Here is an 18,880-nt window from a genome sequence, read left to right as displayed (position 1 = left end):
GGGGTTAACAAACTCACTTCAATATCAGGAAAATTTACGCCGCAATAAGAGCGAATTTGTCACAACACTCACCGAACTAAACGCCATCAATGCTCCCGCAGCAGCAGGACTGAGAATAATCCCCAAACTCGGTAATAGCAAACCCGCAGCGACAGGAATTCCTAACGTATTATAACCAAACGCCCAGAATAGATTTTGGCGAATTTTATTAAAGGTTGAACGACTCAGACGAATAGACTCAACCACATCCATCAGCGAGTCTCTCATTAATACAATATCAGCCGTTTCCATCGCCACATCGGTTCCCGTATGTAACCCAATTCCCACATCGGCTTGAGCGAGTGCAGGCGCATCATTAATCCCATCACCGACCATTGCCACTCGCTGACCTTGCTGTTGTAAATCAGTAATCGCTTTTACCTTACCATCCGGTCGCACTTCTGCCAAGACATTTTCGGGTTCTAACCCCAATTGTTCAGCAATAGAGGTAGCAACATCAGAGCGATCGCCTGTTAATATTATCACTCGTAATCCCATTTTTTGCAACTGTTTAACCGTCGATTTGGCATCCTCTTTTAAAGGATCACTGACACCAATTAAACCAACTAACTGTTTCTCAAGCGCCACATAAACCGCCGTTTTTCCAGCAACATCGGGAGTATTTTCAAGAAACTCAATTCCTTGCTGAGATAACCCCGATTTGTTTCCCACCCAAACTCGTTGATTGTTCACATTTGCAGAAACTCCTAAACCTGCTTCGGTTTGAAAATCTTCTGCGGGGAGGAGAGATAATTGTTGGTGTTTGGCTTGGTTAATTATCGCTTTCGCAATCGGATGACTTGAACCTTGTTCAACGGTAGCAGCAAGTTGTAATATATGATCTGAATTTTGATCACCGATCGCTAAACAATCTGTTACCGTTGGATGACCTGTTGTCAGAGTTCCCGTCTTATCAAAAACAATCGTATCGAGTTGATGAACCCGTTCTAAAATATCGCCGCCTTTAATTAATAATCCTCGTTCCGCACCAATACTCGAACCGACTAAAATAGCAGTCGGCGTTGCTAAACCCAACGCACAAGGACAAGCAATCACTAAAACCGCAATCGCTAATTTCATGCTTAATAATAGTGTAGCTTGAGTTGCCATTTCTGACGCGCCAAAGCTAATCACATCGGGCCATATTTTCGTGCCTATTCCGTACCAAAATAGAAACGTTAACGCCGCCAAACTCATCACCCCATAAGTAAAATATCCCGCTACTTGATCCGCTAAATTTTGAATAGGGGCTTTACGAGTTTGGGCATTTTCAACTAAACTCACAATCTGAGCTAAAGTTGTTTCTTCTGCGGTACGAGTGGCTTGAATAATCATCGCACCAGACTGATTTATTGTTCCGGCTGAAACGAAATCTCCCACTTGTTTCACCACAGGCATAGACTCACCTGTTAACATCGATTCATTCACCGTTGTTTTCCCGGAAAATATCTCGCCATCAACGGGAATTTTCTCCCCCGGTAAGACTTGTAACCATTCCCCAACTCTGACTTGTTCAGCAGGAATTTCTACAGCTTGGGCAATATTTTGCTCTTGTTCCGGTTGCGGTGGCGGAATTAAACGGGCTATTGTTGGCTGTAGAGCGATTAAAGATTGCAGCGCATTTGTCGCCCTATGTCTGGCTTGTTGTTCTAATGTTTTCCCTAACAATATAAACCCTAACAACATCACAGGTTCATCAAAGAAACATTCCCAACCCAGTTGCGGAAACAACAACGCGACAAAACTGGTTGTATAAGCGGTTAATGTTCCCAACCCAACAAGCGTATTCATATTCGGCGCATTTCTCAGCAGACTCCTCATCCCATCTATAATAATAGCTCGACCGGGAAATAATAACGCGATCGTTGCTAACCCCCAGTGAAACCAAATATTATTTAAAATCGGTAAATGTCCGAACCCAAAATGGTGTAAATTCCCTAAACCGGAGAGTAAAATTAATAAGCCACAAGTGATGACTCGACGAATTTGTTGGCGAACTTCTTGGCGGTGACGTTCTGCTAAACTTGCACTCGCTTCTGCACGTTTGCTACTCCCACTCCGAGGTTGAGACGGAAACCCTGTTGCTGTTAATTTTTGGGCTAATTCTTCTGCATTGACGCGATCAACTTGACATTCAACGGTTGCCACTTCAGTCGCTAAATTAACCCGGGCGGAAAGTACCCCGGTTTGTTGGGTTAGCTGACGTTCAACGGCGTTGACACAGCCAGCACATTTCATTCCACCTACATCTAAGATAATGGTTTCTGCCTGAGTCGGCGGAGTAGACTCAACCTGAACATCGTTTTGGGAAGCAAGTTGCATAGATAACAATTATGGACAATTAATCTTATAATGCTGATTATCTTAGCAATTCCTTTGTTCTCAGGTCTACCCCCGAAATGAATAAATTTAAAGGCTTCGGGAGGTTTTGAACCTGTTTTCAATTCTATTAAGTTTTTAGATTTGTGATTGTTTCTTTCTGAGGTCGGGGCCGGTTCGCTTAACAATAATCTCACCCACAACCGTAAATCAAACCGCCCCCTCATCTGATCAAGGGCGGGTTTTTATCAGTTACTACTGGGAAACATACATCTTTGCTGGTAAAATCAAGACTAGATTTGTTTAATGGGCGGCTCATGTCTGAAATTCGGACAGGCGGTGAAACAATTGCAGCGATCGCAACAGCGATTGTTCCTCAACAGGGGAGCGTTGGTATTGTGCGTCTGTCGGGATGTCAAGCCCAAGCGATCGCTAAACTGTTGTTTGATGCGCCCGGACGTCAACGCTGGGAAAGTCATCGCATTCTCTACGGCTATATTCGCCATCCCCAAACTCAACAAATCATCGATGAAGTCTTGCTCTTGTTGATGTTGGCACCCCGTTCTTATACCCGCGAAGATGTGGTGGAATTTCACTGTCATGGCGGAATTATCGCGGTTCAACAGGTGCTACAACTCTGTTTGGAAGCCGGAGCCAGACTCGCTCAACCCGGAGAATTTACACTGCGGGCGTTTCTCAATGGCCGTCTAGACTTGACTCAAGCCGAAAGTGTGGCAGAGTTGGTCGGTTCTCAATCTCAAGCGGCATCTCAAGCTGCTTTAGCGGGATTACAGGGAAAACTCGCCACGCCCATTCGCCAATTTCGGGCGGCTTGTTTGGATGTTTTAGCCGAAATAGAAGCCCGGATTGACTTCGAGGAAGACCTACCGCCACTAAACGTTCCAGACATTGTATCACAAGTAAACCATATTTCTGCGGAATTGTCAATACTAATAGAAACAGCCGAAAAAGGTGAGCGTTTAAGAAGTGGTTTAAAGGTGGCAATTGTGGGTCGTCCAAATGTGGGAAAATCAAGTTTATTAAATGCTTGGAGTCAAAGCGATCGCGCCATTGTGACTAATCTTCCCGGTACAACTCGGGATATTGTAGAATCACAATTAGTTGTTGGTGGAATTCCCGTGCAAGTATTAGATACGGCTGGAATTCGTCACTCAGAAGATCAAGTCGAAAAAATCGGCATAGAGCGATCGCGAACGGTGGCAAAATCTGCGGATTTAGTCTTATTAACCATAGATGCAGAAGCCGGATGGACAGACAGTGATCAAGAAATTTATCAACAGGTTCAAGATCGTCCCTTAATATTAATCCTGAATAAAATTGATCAAGTTTCCGAGAACGAATTAGAGTCAAAACTCCAGCAAGTTCAATCCAAACTCAACCGAGAAGAATTGTTAATAGTCAAAACAGCCGCCGCGTTAAACAAAGGAATTCCCTCATTAGAAACAGCCATTTTAACGACAATTAACGCGGGAAACGTGCAAGCCTCAAATTTAGAGATTGCCATCAACCAACGTCAAGCTGCTGCGATTACTCGTGCTAAAATTGCCTTAGACCAAATGAAAACAACAATAGAGAATGAACTGCCTCTTGATTTTTGGACAATAGACTTAAGAGAAGCGATTCAAGCATTAGGAGAAGTCACCGGAGAAGAAGTCACCGAGTCTGTTTTAGATCGAATATTCAGTCGGTTTTGTATTGGGAAGTAAGACAGAATCAGCGATAACAATCAGGAATGATTTGTCAGAAATCCCAAAAGAGATAAAAAGCCGAAAAATCTTACCTCTGTTCCCTATTCCCTGTTCCCTTTTTCAGGCTATACAAAAAGACCGAACAGGAATAGGGTAAATAAAATAACAAGAGAAACCGAAAAATGTCCAATGAAATGATTAACATACAACCCCCCTTAGCATTTATCCCTCCAGACTTTCAACCCGGAGTTTTGCAAGTCTGCCAATGGGTATTTCCTTGGTGGATACGTTTCCGAACCCCAATCACCGAAATTCAAACCGAAAACGTCGAACAATTAGTTGAACTCTATCAACAATTCCAACAGGAAAAAATTCGGTTTATGTTAGCCTTTCGTCATCCCAACCCTGACGATCCTTTACCGATTTCTCAGTTATTGTGGCGTCACATTCCCCAACAGGCAAAAAAACAAGGAATTTCTTTAAAACCTCCCATTCATGCTCATTTTATGTATGATCGGGGTATTCCGTTATGGGCGGGAAACTATGTAACTTGGTTATTTCCCAAATTGGGCGGAACTTCAATATTACGGGGAAAACTGGATCGTCAAGGGTTAAGATCAGCCCGAGATTTATTTGTAAATGGTCGCTTTCCAATAGCAGCCGCCCCCGAAGGTGCCACAAATGGTCATAATTATCGGGTTAGTCCTCTAGAACCCGGAATTGCACAATTGGGGTTTTGGTGTGTCGAAGATCTGCAAAAAGCCAACCGAACAGAAGAAGTTTTCATGGTGCCATTAGGCATTCAATATCATTATATTAAAGATAACTGGGAAGCACTCGCCCAACTTTTATCTGAAATGGAAAGTGACTGTGGTTTAAGGACTTCTAATTCTCAAGCGACACCCAGTTCACTCTATCCCCGTCTGATTAACTTAGGGAATTATTTGTTAGATTTGATGGAGAATTTCTATCGTCAATATTACCATCAACATATCCCCAAAGAGAGTAGCGAAGAATTACCCGTGCGGTTACAAAGACTGTTAGATATTGCTTTACAAGTAGCAGAAAGTTACTTTGGGATTAAACCCAAAGGCAGTTTAACAGAGCGTTGTCGTCGCATCGAACAAACCGGATGGGATTATATTTATAGAGAAGATATCAAAGATGTGGAAGCGTTGTCACCTGTCGAACGAGGATTAGCCAATCGCATAGCAGAAGAAGCCAGTCTACGAATGTGGCATATGAGATTAGTTGAAAGTTTTGTTGCTGTTAGTGGGAAATACGTGCAGGAAAATCCTACTTATGAGCGTTTCGCAGAAATTACTACAATTGTTTGGACGATGATTGCCCGACTCAAAGGTGCAAACCCCTGCAAAACCCCCTACTTAGGAAAGCGACGAGTGCAAATGACCGTCGGGGAACCGATTTCTATTTCTCAACGATGGTCAGATTATAAAGCAAGTCGGCGTCAAGCGGTGGAGAATTTGACTCAAGCGTTACAAGTGGCTTTAGAAAAGATGAGTCAACCTTAGTCAAAATCTGACAATTAAAAGCTTAAATTTCTTCTCAATCACCAACTTTTTTGATAAGAAAGATCTTGTAGTCTTTAAAATTTAATTCCCAATGGAACCCGACCAACCGCAAGAAGAATATCAATATAGAAAACAGGTTCTGAGATTATCTCAGGAAGTTTCTACGGTTTTGACTCCAGAACAGGCTGCTGTGATTACCCAGGCACTTATCAATTCTAATTTAAACGAAGAACAAGTGATGGCAATTACTCAAGCGTTGGTAACAGCCCGAACGGTTCAACCCTGGCAAAATAATCATGCTGTTAACCTGCGTCTAACCGTTCCCATTCCGGGTTTAAAGTTTTATTTGGTCCTGTTAGCCGGTCGAGAACGTCGCTCAGGTCAACGCAACCAACTTGAACGTCACAAACATCGCCTGTGGACTCCCTTGAATATTCTCGTTATGGCGATTACCTTGGGAAGCTTCGCCTTTACCATCGCCATGTCTATCTATCTTATTTTAAAATGGAGTTCACCTTCCGGTATGGTGGCGCCGACATCTATTCCTTGGCTAACAAATCAAGCCGACTGCCAAAAAACGGGAAGAATTTGGTTGCACGGAGAGTGTTGGGATACAGAACATAGTCCAGATTTTTAGAATTCAGGACTCAGGCTTAGGGGTCAGCTAATCAAAAAACCCCTTGAACTTGTTTGAAATATAGAGCAAATCTACCTATTTTTTCAAAATTGACTCCGAAAATTCTGGGGATAGACAAAGGATCTGTTTATCGCTATTTTTGGCTTTTCCTAGTCTACTTAAGTACAGTTGTAATAAATAATACTTTGTATCCTCAGAATTTCTACTGAATTTGACTATATTCAAGAATCAATTCATTCAATACTTATGTAATTTATAGAGATTAAAAAGTGTTTTAAACAAGCCGTAAACCCTAATTTTACATAGGTTTTAGGTAAAATTAAATCTCTTATAAATTCGGTGTAAAGATACCGTAAAAGTATCAAAAAAAACTAGACAGTCCCACAAGAAAGGAAGTAATATAGTTAACAGATGAGGGAACGGAAGCAACCACAGTTAAACGCAGAGCAGAGTTCCCCAAGCTGATAAGTCCAACTTTACTAAAGGAAACTGTTCAAATGAAAAGCTTATTCGCAGGCGTAATGACTTCTTCTGTTGTAGCTGTTAGTGTTTTATCCTTATCCACATTAGACGCTAACGCTGCATTATTCACCTCGACATCGAATGTAACCGCAGGTGGCGTTGAAGCAGCAGATGTTTATGGCCCCATCCAAGGGAACGATACTGGAAACAGCAGTAATTTTCTGACTACGCTTAATGGTGGTTTGTTTGGTGATTACGAATGGCAATTAGCTGATAAATCAGATGAGGGATCTTCTATCGAGGGAATTACCCTAAACATGACTACCGATCAAGGACAGACTACTGGAAATTGGTCTATCACCGGATTAGACAATTCTTCTGCCTTCGTGATTAGCCTGAAAGCCAGTAACAAATACAGTGCTTACTTCTTTGAAGCGGGATCGGCTTTAGAGGGTCTTTGGAACACAATTGGTACTTCTGTTAACGGCAACGGTAACGCTCAAGCCATCTCTCATATCTCTCTGTTTGTAGCTCCCAATCAATTTCAAGATACTCCTGATTCTCAAGAAGTTCCTGAACCCGGAACTCTGTTAGGATTATTAACTCTCGGTGGTGTAGTTTTCGGAAAGAAGGTTATCAGTCGCAAAAGCTAATTTTACAGCGAAAGTTAGCCCTCAAATTAATAAAAACTCATAAAAACTAAACAGGAGGCTGAAGCCTCTTGTTTTTGCTTGTAGGTGAAAAAAAACACGCTCGACACAAAGACATAGACAGAAAGTTTTTGAGTCTTTTTTAATTTCGTTTCATTTTTTGGATTTCTCGATGAACACTGATCCCAATTTGTAAGGCTTCATTGAGTAACTCTCCATATTCATTGGCTTGGTTGGTCATGTTGAAGGTCATTAAAGCGGTTAAGTTGTTTTCTAAATGAGCGAATAATTCATAACGGCGATCAATAAAGTCTTGATGTTCTCGAAGTATTCGTTCAGTTTGAAAGGCACTCTCTAAACTCTCTCGAGTAATTTTTAAGGCTTGAATGACTTCTTCTCGGTTAACGAGATTTTCTTGTACGTTTCCGGTTCTCCTTAACTGATCTAAAATTTCAACCGATTTGACTGTATCATTGTATTTTTCCACTTCATCCATTAAATGCAAGACATTTCGCAGAGGTTTTAACTTCAACCAAACTCCTAAATTAACAACTAGAGTGAGAACAAAAGATAAAGCAATAGCTTTGAGTAAAAACTGGATGGTTGTTTGAAGATCAGGAGTTATTGTTCTATCGAGTAGCAGTAATGTCAGAGGAAAAGCGAGAATTAGACTGAGAAATAATGCGATTATTTCTGTTGAAATGAAGGAAAATAGTTTTTGGCGATCGCACCAAATCTTCCTTAAAACAGCTTGTCTAATTCCCTTGTTTTGACAAAGAGTACCCGTTAAACTCTCCCGAGATAAACCTGTTAATTCATCCAGTTCTTCTTCAGAAAATATCAAACAATTGAAGTCATAATTCATGTTTATTGAAAGAGTTGACTTAAGGATTCTAAAACATTCACATAAAAGTTACTATCTTGTTCTCTAAACAGTTGAAAAGGTTCTCCCGGCGCACCAAAAAAAGGTCTTAACGTCCATCCCAGTTGACTCCCCACAAAAGCATAGAGAATTAACCAAAAGCGCAAAATATTTAAACGCAGCTTATGACCTTCTTCATCTTTTTCAGACATAAATTGCATTCCATCATAAAAGAATTTTATCCCTAAAAATCCCGTCAGAGCAAAAATTGCCACATTGAGAAGTTTAAAAAATTGATAATCTTGGGTACTCAACATAAAAAAGAACGTGACAGGCGCAAACCCCAAAAGTAAAACACTAATTTCAGCCATCGCTGTCATTAATAGCGTTAAATACTGTTCAAAGGTTTGTTTGGACCCAAACATCACATTGAAAAAGTATAATGTGGGAAAACAGATAATTAGGGTTAACAAGTAAAGAGCGGGAAGTTTAAACGCAGAAAAAATAGCCTGTAAAAAGCTACTCGACGAACCTATAATTAAACCGTAAATTCCAAAAAAAACCGAGCTTGAAATGAATAAATTTACAAGTTTTGGCTTGAGTTTAACGCCCAGACGAATATCTTCTAAAAATTGCTGTCTTTCTCGCAGCAAATTCATTACTGTTGCAAAAGAGTTCATTGGTTCCCCTCGATTAATGTTGTAAACGGGTAAATTTACACCAGATTTCAATTCCGCGAAATCTATTTATTTCGGGTGCTAGCCTTTTGCACCCCTAAAGGTTAGAATGAATAGAGAAATACCCAAATTGGCTAAAAAGCCCTACATCATCGGAATCGAGAATTCCCGAAACTTCAGACAAAATATTCCGGAAATTATCAAATCAGACTGCGAGTATGCACATTTATAGATTTTTGTCAAGGCTAGTGAAAAGAGAGAGGTAAAAATTGGTGCGTCGTCGGTTGAGATGAGGGTGTTAATTTGGGGGGTGCGACGGGATAAACTAACGGAAAAATAAGGGTTTGAGGCGTTATACCCAAGCAAAATTCCTGATTGGTCACACCAATCAGGAATTATTTTCACAGATTAGAATACCATAAAGGCTGAAACAACGCAAGCTCGTTGCTTATTGAGAATTATTCTTGAGTTAAGTTTTGTAAATTTTGGGGTATTGATAGAAACTTTAGAAGCTAAACCCAGTTATTGATTAGTTTAATTTATGATATAGCCGAAAGATAAAATCAATAAACTCCCCACCAATATCAACCCAAGCAATAGATAAAGAATTTTGGTGGTTTTTTCCGTCCTATTCCAGATTTCACGATAACTGAGTTGATGATTCTGTATTAAAATAAAAGCGGGAGGGCTGAAAATAAAAGGTAAAATTCGGCTCAACAATAACCGGAGCAAAAAGTTAATCATCCACAGTCGTTTCCGAAGAATATCTTGATTATATTGCCAGGGAAAAGCCGTTTGAGCCAGACGGATTAAAGGTTTCAAATCGGGAGAACGCCAAGACTGATATAATGGCAAAGCATCGGAGATTCTATCATTACTTTGAGATAGGGCTTGATTGAGAATACAAACATCCTCCAATGCCGAGTTAACCCCCTGTCCAATATCCGGGGGAAAACAATGCACAGCATCCCCCAATAATACCACACCACTTGAATAATTTTTAGCCGATACTAACCAATGCAACCCAGAACAATATTGAGGGACGGGAAAAAATCCACCTTCACTTTTTGCAAAACGTTCGCTTTCTTCGGGCGATACAATTTCAGGTATTGGCAACTGGGGGAAAGCGGTTTCTAGGAATGTATACAACTGTTCGCCGTCTTGTATTTTCCAAATTTGATGATCGGGTGGTCTGATAATATTTGCGGTTCTCGGTTCGTTGGGGTCAGCAAAAGGTAAAATACCCAGAGATAAGCAACGCTGAGGGTCTGTAAAGGCCGAACGAATCGCATAAGCCATTGTACAAACTGCCCGTTTAGACTTATTATTATCGAGGGGAAAGTTTGGCGATAGAGTCAAAACTTTGTATTTCAAACCCGAACTTGCAGAGGGAAACAACTGCATTTTAAATTGATTTGTTTCCGAGTTTTCCCAGCGATCTAAAGTTTCCCGAACAACAGAGTTAATCCCATCACAACCAACTAAGAGATTGGCTTCAAATGTGACAACTTTTTCGTTATTAATTTCTTGAGCAAAAACGGTTAGTTTAGATTTCCCCAAATTTTCTTCAACACTTGAGTCAAGTTTTACACATTTTGTATTGAATAAAACCTGAATACAACCCTGCCAATTTTCCTCTATTTCTTGATAAAGCAACTGCAAAAATGCTCGACGTGGCAACCAATAAGCCGTTTTTCGGTTGGGGTCTACAACGGGTACTTTTGAAGTTTTACAAGTGCCATCCGCTTTGATTTCTGTTAAGTAAAACTCGGTATTGGGAACACCAATTTTTGATAACTTTTCAGTAAAACCCAATAAATCAGTAAATTTTTGCCCCCGACCATCAATTAAATAATTAAAGGATTTATCCGGTTCATAAAAATCAGCCGAGGGACGTTTTTCTAATACTGTAATTTCCGACCAACCCCGCTTTGCTAACATTAATGCGGTGGCAAAACCTGCTGGCCCCCCACCAACAATAACGGCTTTTTGCTTTAAGTTTTGAGTTTCTGTAGACATAGATCCTACCAAATTTCTCTCCTTCAAAGATCGGGTTAGGGTCGGGTTTTAGAGCGTTCTAATTTTGATATTGAACCCGATAAATGCGATCATTCGCTTCTTCGGTAAACAGTAAACTACCATCCGGCATTGTCAACACACTCACCGGGCGCCCCCAAGTTTTCGGAACAGAAGGATCAATCAAAAAACCTGTGAGAAAATCTTCATATTCTCCCGTCGGTTGACCGTTTTCATCAAAGGGAACAAACACCAATTTATAACCCGTTCCAGGGTCACGGTTCCAACTTCCCCGAAACGCGACAAACGCCCCATTTTGATATTTTTCGGGGAACGTTTCCCGATCATAAAATTGTAACCCTTCCTTCGTCTCCCGTCAAGATATCGTTTTGTTTTCCGCCCCACAGGGTATCATTCCCCGAGTTCCCCAAGAGTTGATCGTCTCCCAAATTTCCCAAGAGTTGATCTTCTCCCTCCTCTCCACTTAAGACATCAGAATCCTTTCCGCCAAATAAGGTATCATTGCCTTGATTACCAACTACTGTATCGTTATTTTGATTGCCGTTAATGATTTCTGCAACTTCCGACCCCACAATCTGCTGATCACCTTCTAAACCGCGTAACCCACCGGGAAGATTCGTCAGTAAATCCGCCTGTATCTGAAAAATATCTGGGTTAGGGGTCAGATCAAAGAACCCATCGGGATTAATACCAGTCAAGATAGTAAGTGTAGATATAAATAATCAACTGATATGCTGTTAAAGTTTAGCGTAAGATTTGCAATTTTGCCAGATTCAAGTAATGGTAGCCTTTCTAGACAGAGCGATCGCTACTTTAGACTTGCCAATTGCTTGCAAGCGATTAAAATTGAGACGGCTTTGCTTGAATGCTGTTTGCTGTTGCGAAGTTCAAACCTGGGGTTCAGTCTGTTGTAGAGGAGTGCTAATCAATGGATATTCAAGAAATCTTTGCGAAAGGTGGCCCCGCGATGTGGCCGCTATTGGTATTATCGATTTTATCTGTTAGTACCATTATTGAACGATTGTGGTTTTGGGGAAATACCCTGACTCGGGAACAGCAAATTGTCAACAGAGTTGTGGATGCAGCCCGTCGAGGACAGTGGGGAGTCGCTTATCAAGCCACCCGACAGGCGAGTAACCGACCCGTTGGTCGATTTCTGTATGCCCCGTTACGCCTGAATAATCCAGATCCGGAGTTGTTTCGACTGGCGTTAGAAGCCGCCGCCGACGATGAACTCGCCTCAATGCGACGAGGTGACAAAATTTTAGAAGCGGTCATTGCTTTATCTCCGATGTTAGGCTTGTTGGGTACGGTTTTAGGTTTGATTAACTCACTCGGTTCCATTCGCTTGGGTGATATTGGAACTTCTTCAGCTTCGGATGTAACCTTGGGGATTGGTGAAGCGTTAATTACTACCGCTACCGGTTTGATTGTGGCAATTGTCAGCTTAACGTTTTATCGTTTATTTCAAGCACTCTCTTTCAGTCAGATTAAGGTGTTTCGTAAAGTTGGTAATGAGTTAGAGTTACTCTATCGTCAAGACTGGCCCCAGGTGCAATCTCAGTTACAAGTGATTCGCAATCAAGAAGCACAACTTGAGTATGAAGCAGACAGGAATCATGCTTTTAATAATAACAGCCATGCTTCTACAATCGACCTAGACAAATCCGAAGAATCAGAAGAACGTTCTTTGAATCATAGAAACACAGAAATTCAGAGAAATACTGAAATTCAATCCGTTGAAACTTCTGAACATCTAGAAGATGATGAAAAACCCGACGAAGAAGAAGATCGGATCAACTAAAATTTGATCCACTTTTTGAAAGCGGAGACTTGCTTCTCTGACAATTTTCAGCACACTTCTCTACAAACCCAGCCAAGAGCGACCTATGAAATTGAATTTTGATTCTTCCCCCGATGACGCTCGGATTGAACTCCTGCCCTTGATTGATGTGGTCTTTTGTATTCTGACCTTTTTTATTTTGGCAGCCCTTCAGTTAACCCGCCAGCAAGCGATTAATGTGGATTTACCCAAGGCGACGACAGGGGAAACTCAGATACAAAAAATGCTGATTGTCGGAATTGATGATCAGGGAAGAACCTATATTGATCAGCAAGCCGTTAATGATCAACAATTAGATCGGGCGCTACAGCGATTTCGGCGTTGGAATCCCAATGGATTAATGGTATTATATGCACCCAAAGATGCTCGGTATAATGATGTCGTTCAAGTCTTAGATAAGTTGCGGGCGGTTGGCGGTGAACGAGTCGCCCTGGCTACCTTACCGAGTTCGGCGGAACTCCCCACTCAAAGCAATCCCACGAATTTAGTTCCTCCCGGTTCACCGGATGCTGAAAATCCTCTGCTTCCCGCTTTCCCAGAAGGTTCAGACGCACCCCCCAACCCCTTTTTATTGTCTCCTCCGCCTTCAGACACACCTGGGGCTAATCCAGTGACTCCCAACTTGGGAGGTGAAATAGCCCCTTTAGATCCGTGAACTCTCACCAGTGCTGTAGGGGCGGGTTCCGCCTAGATGTATCTCTTCCCACAAACAACCAACATAAACCCGCCCTCACTAAATTCTAAATCCTAATGATTTTCCTCCTCCTGACGGAACGGTAAATCTTGATTAACATCCTCAATTTCTTGCTCTTCCATCGCATTCACTTTGTCGATATAAGACTTTAAAATCTTACTCAGACGGTTATCGTAAAATCGATGTAAACTATGATTATCCATCGCCGGAAAACCCCGACGTTTTTTGTGTCGTCCACCTGCACCGGGATCGAAGGTTTGAATCCCGTTATGAATTGCCCATTCAATCGGTGTATAATAACAGGCATTAAAATGTAAACAATCGATTTCTTGATAACTTCCCCAATAGCGACCATACAAGCGATCACCTTTAGTCAAACAAAATGACATTCCCATCGGTTCCCGTTCATCTTGTTCACGATAAGCCCCAACAAATAACACTCGATGGCGATAGTCGTGATGGAGTTGTTCAAAAAAATTTCTGGTTAAATATTTGCTTCCCCACCAGCCAAACTTATCACAAGTATCCGCATAAAAATGATACATTAAAGAAAACAAAGACTTGGGAATTTCATCTCCCGTTAATGTTTTTAACTGTAATCCCGCTTTCTCAATGGCTTTGCGTTCTCGTTTAATATTTCGACGCTGATTGGCATTAAATACCTGCAAATAGTCATCAAAAGAATTAAAGCCTTGGTTCGTCCAAATATAGCTATGATGTAACCAAGCCGTAAATCCCTGGCGTTCCATTAACGCTTTCCACTGCGGATCAACATAGAGAAAATTACACCCCGAAATATTATTACGAATACAAAACTGATCAATTTCATGCACCATAAAAGCCGTCAATTCCTCTTCATCTTCCGTTGGTGCCATTAAAAATCGATAGCCTTCAGCCGGAGTAAACGGCGACATTCCTAACATTTTCGGATAATATTGAATCCCAAGCTGATAGGCTAAATCTGCCCATTGATGATCAAAAACAAATTCACCCCGACTGTGACCTTTAATATATAACGGCGCCGCTGCCACCAGTTGACCCTCACGCCAGACTGTTAGATGATGCGGAAGCCAACCCGCACGTCCGGTTGCACTTCCAGAGGTTTCCATGTTGTGCAGCCAATCCCATTCAAAAAAAGGCGTTTTTAACGGTATTGCCAAAGTATCCCATTCAGATTTGGGGATTTCGGCCAGATTGCTAATCCAAGTTGCAGAATAGGGCGAGGTAAGCTGTTTCACCATGTTTTTTAGAAATCTGTCGGGACGCATTTTCATCTATAGGTTAATGTATCTAGCTTTCCTGTGCATGGAGTAGAGGAGACAGTCAAAAGTGAAAAGTAACCCCATCACCTCTTGCAAGATAGCCTTTTCCCTGTAACCTGTTCCCTAAAACGTCATCGGCGCAACAGGTTCAATATCCGGGTCATATCCGCCAACTTGATTAGTTCGTAGCACCCACACGCAAGCGTTGTACTTGAGGAAAATTTGAACAACCGTATCACTAGCTTTGCGGGGAAGCAAAGTTCGCCAACTCCCCAGTCCCATCGCCAAATTTCTCAGGGGTTCATCTTCTAAGGTACTGCCGAGATTATACTCCTGATTCTCCCAGTCGGGACGAGGTTTATCAAACGGTTGCAGTTCACGCTTGAGATCTGCGCCCAACTTGATCAACTGTCCAAAACGTTCAGCTTGTTGAGGATAAACACTTCCCCAATTTTGCAACCAATCCTGATTCGATTGAATGATAGCTTTTGTGTCTTGAATACTGGCAAATAACGCTTGGTTAGAGTCTTGAGCGCAATTATTCGCAGGCCCAACATAGGTTCCTCCGGTGCCATCTCCAATCCGATAACGGGCAGTCATTACTTGCAACTGTGCCAACATCCTTGTTAGAGGCGATCGCTGTAAACCTTCTAAATCGTAATCTCCGGTAAAGGCATCCAGTTTAACCAAGATATCGCAAACCGGACGACTTCCCAGCCAACCGAATTGGCGATCGCCTAAATACCTTGACCAATGTAGGGTTCCGGCAATTAATCCATCGGTGTTGTGGGTGTAAACCTGATGATAACTAATCTCGAAGCGCAATTCATCGGCTAATGGATCACGAACCACTTGCGCCACCCCATAGGCAAAATGTCCAAAGAAAATCGGCGTAGATGCCGCAGGTTCTTTGTTTTTACCCCCAATACCCCCATAAGTATGAAGTAAAAGAGCGCGATCGCCTTCTTGCCAAGCATCAATTGCATTTTGAATCGCCGATGAAGACTCATCCTCGCCATTTAAACACAATACAGAAGAAATTCGTCCTTTTTGCGCGACAATATTATCCCAAGCCTGTGAGCGAATGTAGCGAGAAGCCGCTTTGCCAAATATTACTTGCTCTGGTTGCAGACGCAACAGAGATCGCGGAGCGAGGGACTGCACGACAAACTGTCCATTTTTATCTTTAGCCCCGTAGATATACCAACCTGTTTCGTTTAAAGGCGATCGTTCAATGTCATGGGTTGTAGAGGGATAACTTGCAGAATCTTTCCCGAGAACCACTTGTGGTAAACGCACCCGTTCTTCAGGGCCGTCAAACTGACGGGAAATCCGGTTAAAGTGAATGACTCGAAATTGATCGGTATCAGCAATAGGTTCGACAAATTGAATTAAACCATAGTAACGTCCAGTAATTTGAATTGGAGTGTGATAAGTTCGTAGTGTAACTGGATATTTAGAAGTCGTTGTGGGGTTTTCTTCGACGCTGACTGCACCCTCCAACATGACGATGACATCATCAACCGGATGAGAACCCGCTAAAGATTCTAACGGATCAACTTGCTGCCAATGGTTGAGACGGACAGGATGAACCAGTCCACCATATTTGCTGGTATATTCAGCATCAGCACTGAAGTGAACATCTTGAGTGACCGCTTGAACCAGTTTTTGAACTTCCCGATGAGCAACCCACCGTAATTTAACCACTTGTCCGATAAGATGTTGATGGTCAGCATCCCCATGATGAACTTCAAATAAAACCCCTCGGATCTGTTGACGTTCTTCGAGTTTTGGTAAAATTAACCGTCCCATCCAAGTCCCGATAGGTTTGTAGAGATTGGGATTAACGCTTTGATCAATGGGATAGTAATCAGGATGATTAAAATCAGCTTGGCGATAAAGTTGATAATTGCTGGGTTGAACCGCACTTAAATCTATGGGCGGAAGTAAATCACCTTGTACAATCTTTTTAATATAGTCGATAGTTTGTTGGAGAGAACTCCGACCATCCGATAAAATCACGTTAGGGTCAAGAATACCACCGGGAACTTGATGTCCGACAGGCCCCATTGAGAAAATAGAGATTTTTCCCCGTCGTTTGGCTCGATTCCAATAGGATAACAGAAGGAGTTTCCAACGTCCGGGAAACATGATAGGCCCTATTTGTTCGACTCCATCTTTGTCTCCGACGAGGTGATAGAGATGTTCGAGTTTGAGAATATTACAATTGCCACTAATCACACCGCCCAAGGAAATCACATCAATAGGTGCGCTTAAGGCTCGTTTTAAAAAGGTAGCACAAGCACAAGACATTTGACCGCCACCGCTATAACCAATTAAGGTAATGGGAATGCTGCTGTTAAGCGGATAGCCGTTTTTAACTAAGCCGTTGTAGACAACTTGAGCAATTCCTTGATTATAGAGAGGCCCGTAACGTTGATCGGCTGAAACCCCGACAATTAAAACATTACGGATATTAATTAATAACCCCAGCAAACTGGCGGGATTGGCAATTCTGGCTTGGTCAGCGAGTTTCCAGAAAAAAGCTAAAGGTCTATCTTGATCAAGGGGTTTACTGAGAACAGAATAGGGCAAGATTCCCCGAATTAGAGCAATATCATCGGGTAAGGCTGGGGCTAAAGTGTTTAAAAATTCTTCAATATCGGGTAAGTATTCATAGTTTGATTTACCAATGCCATCCAAATAAACAATGTAGCGAGAGATGTTTTTAGGATCAGCAACAGGTTCAGCGAGTTCTCCTACATTATCAATAGTATCAACTTGATCATCATACCAACCCGCCCACCAACCCAGGGTTTCTAAGGGGGCGAGTATTCCAGCGACGACAAGGGCGATCATCCCAATCCAGAACAGTTTGAAAGTCAGCCTGAACACAGTCGGTAGACTACTGTACCAGCCAAACCACCATTCACGCACAGGCCGCAGAAAGACGATGATCACATAGGTTAACACGGCTATTCCCAATAGACCGAGAATCGTGTTTAGGGTTCTGTTGATCCGGGTTTTAGGGTTTTCTATTGTTTCTGGAGGTCGAGAAAGAGTTGCTGTTGTTGTTGAGGTTGACGATTTTACGGGTCTGTTTTTTGTTCCTGTCGTTTGTGCGGTGAATTCTGATAAATTGTTGGGTTGTCGAATTTCTGTAATTCGTTCTCGTAGTTGTTCTTGCCAAACGGATGAGGACTCTTGGGCGCGGGTTTGAACAATATGAGCAACGTCTTGACGACGAGTGGACAGATCGACACCAGCTACAGTATCTGTTAACCATCGACCAAAGTTCGCGAGTGGGCGTCCTAGCGTTTGTTGCAAGACCTGCAACATAATCCACCCGAAGACGACATAACCCAAGGCTTTCTCAACTCCGATCCCAGTAATCGCATCAAACCCGACTACAATCGCTAGCAAATGCCACACCGAGAGTAATGAGAGTAGGGGAACTCCGAGATAGGGCAAGGTTCCTAAGAAGCTGAAGACTAAGGGCGCGTAGCTAATTCCTAAAACGGTGATCAAGGTGATTAAGCTAACTTTGACTGATCCGGGTAAGAGGGTAATTAACCACGTACTGAAAACCAAGAATAAAAAACCCGCTACAAACAAAATGGTGTTGATCAGCAGGCTGAAGACATACCGAATGGGCTGAACTTGGTTGATAAATAAGATTATGCTTTGGGCGATCGCTTGGGAGAGTCCCGCAAATAAAACGATAAATAGGGCGATGCTTAAGCCTTGGCCAATTGTGCTGACGACCCGGAAAGCCTCAGCATTTAGGGCAAATACCCATCCCACCAGTTGCCAAAATAAGGATAGTGATGTGTCTGTCATTACTGGGGATAGTCTCTATGAATATAAGTAACGATTAAGTTGTCGTTCTCGAGTTGGAGTTCAGCTTTCAGGATATCCTGTATTGGCATTGTCCGATCATCTGCTAATGCGATCGCTGACTATTCCGTTCTGTAGGCTTCTGAGACAGTTAGATTAGTTTTCCTGATAGTTTACATTAAAAAAACTTTCGTTAAACTCCTTTACAAAACTCAAAATTAGATTAATATAGTAATAACGGCAGGAACAAACACCTACCGACGAACCTCGAAAAATACATAGCAATCATACCTAACATGACAACAACCTTACAGCAGCGT

General features: G+C 42.1%; 14 protein-coding genes. 6 read left to right on the top strand and 8 right to left on the bottom strand.

Features of this window, described 5'->3' with window-relative positions; translation table 11 throughout:
• Positions 1 to 24: 24 nt before the first annotated feature.
• Entirely contained in the window at positions 25 to 2,361 is a 2,337-nt protein-coding gene (locus WN50_RS08770; RefSeq protein ID WP_046280586.1) for a heavy metal translocating P-type ATPase, read from the bottom strand.
• A 314-nt stretch (positions 2,362 to 2,675) separates the two neighbouring features.
• Here WN50_RS08770 and mnmE point away from each other — a divergent pair, with 314 nt between their 5' ends.
• The 4 genes from mnmE (at position 2,676) to WN50_RS35905 (ending at position 7,351) form a co-directional block, all read left to right on the top strand.
• Positions 2,676 to 4,085: a tRNA uridine-5-carboxymethylaminomethyl(34) synthesis GTPase MnmE gene (gene mnmE / locus WN50_RS08765; protein WP_046280585.1), complete on the top strand. Its 1,410-nt coding sequence runs from the start codon at positions 2,676 to 2,678 to the stop codon at positions 4,083 to 4,085.
• A gap of 164 nt (positions 4,086 to 4,249) precedes the next feature.
• A complete protein-coding gene (locus WN50_RS08760) occupies positions 4,250 to 5,599 on the top strand; it encodes a lysophospholipid acyltransferase family protein (RefSeq protein WP_046280584.1) in 1,350 nt (449 codons plus the stop codon).
• 91 nt (positions 5,600 to 5,690) lie between these two features.
• Entirely contained in the window at positions 5,691 to 6,236 is a 546-nt protein-coding gene (locus WN50_RS08755) for a hypothetical protein (protein ID WP_049558780.1), read from the top strand.
• 497 nt (positions 6,237 to 6,733) lie between these two features.
• A complete protein-coding gene (locus WN50_RS35905) occupies positions 6,734 to 7,351 on the top strand; it encodes a PEP-CTERM sorting domain-containing protein (RefSeq protein WP_046280583.1) in 618 nt (205 codons plus the stop codon).
• Between the two features lie 139 nt (positions 7,352 to 7,490).
• Here WN50_RS35905 and WN50_RS08745 read toward each other — a convergent pair whose 3' ends face one another.
• The 5 genes from WN50_RS08745 to WN50_RS08725 form a co-directional block, all read right to left on the bottom strand.
• Positions 7,491 to 8,213, bottom strand: coding sequence for a hypothetical protein (locus WN50_RS08745; protein ID WP_046280582.1), 723 nt, complete (start codon positions 8,211 to 8,213; stop codon positions 7,491 to 7,493).
• 2 nt (positions 8,214 to 8,215) lie between these two features.
• Positions 8,216 to 8,890: a hypothetical protein gene (locus WN50_RS08740; RefSeq protein WP_046280581.1), complete on the bottom strand. Its 675-nt coding sequence runs from the start codon at positions 8,888 to 8,890 to the stop codon at positions 8,216 to 8,218.
• A gap of 531 nt (positions 8,891 to 9,421) precedes the next feature.
• On the bottom strand, positions 9,422 to 10,906 hold the full coding sequence (locus WN50_RS08735) for an FAD-dependent oxidoreductase (RefSeq protein WP_046280580.1): 1,485 nt from the start codon (positions 10,904 to 10,906) through the stop codon (positions 9,422 to 9,424).
• 58 nt (positions 10,907 to 10,964) lie between these two features.
• Complete coding sequence (locus WN50_RS37100) at positions 10,965 to 11,156, bottom strand: hypothetical protein (protein ID WP_046280579.1); 192 nt, start codon at positions 11,154 to 11,156, stop codon at positions 10,965 to 10,967.
• Between the two features lie 91 nt (positions 11,157 to 11,247).
• A complete protein-coding gene (locus WN50_RS08725; RefSeq protein ID WP_049558775.1) occupies positions 11,248 to 11,622 on the bottom strand; it encodes a hypothetical protein in 375 nt (124 codons plus the stop codon).
• 230 nt (positions 11,623 to 11,852) lie between these two features.
• Between WN50_RS08725 and WN50_RS08720 the strand changes: the two genes are divergently transcribed.
• Together WN50_RS08720 and WN50_RS08715 are read left to right on the top strand one after the other, a co-directional pair.
• Positions 11,853 to 12,728 (top strand): MotA/TolQ/ExbB proton channel family protein, encoded by an 876-nt coding sequence (locus WN50_RS08720; RefSeq protein WP_046280578.1) that lies wholly within the window; start codon positions 11,853 to 11,855, stop codon positions 12,726 to 12,728.
• An 85-nt stretch (positions 12,729 to 12,813) separates the two neighbouring features.
• A complete protein-coding gene (locus WN50_RS08715) occupies positions 12,814 to 13,422 on the top strand; it encodes an ExbD/TolR family protein (RefSeq protein ID WP_046280577.1) in 609 nt (202 codons plus the stop codon).
• A gap of 92 nt (positions 13,423 to 13,514) precedes the next feature.
• On the opposite strand, the gene WN50_RS08710 is transcribed toward WN50_RS08715, so the two are convergent.
• Both WN50_RS08710 and WN50_RS08705 read right to left on the bottom strand, forming a co-directional pair.
• Positions 13,515 to 14,702 (bottom strand): GNAT family N-acetyltransferase, encoded by a 1,188-nt coding sequence (locus WN50_RS08710; protein ID WP_046280576.1) that lies wholly within the window; start codon positions 14,700 to 14,702, stop codon positions 13,515 to 13,517.
• 144 nt (positions 14,703 to 14,846) lie between these two features.
• Positions 14,847 to 18,563, bottom strand: coding sequence for a CAAX amino protease (locus WN50_RS08705; RefSeq protein WP_046280575.1), 3,717 nt, complete (start codon positions 18,561 to 18,563; stop codon positions 14,847 to 14,849).
• Between the last annotated feature and the right edge of the window lie 317 nt (positions 18,564 to 18,880).

The organism is Limnoraphis robusta CS-951, assembly GCF_000972705.2.
This window is presented reverse-complemented; position numbering and strand designations above follow the sequence as displayed.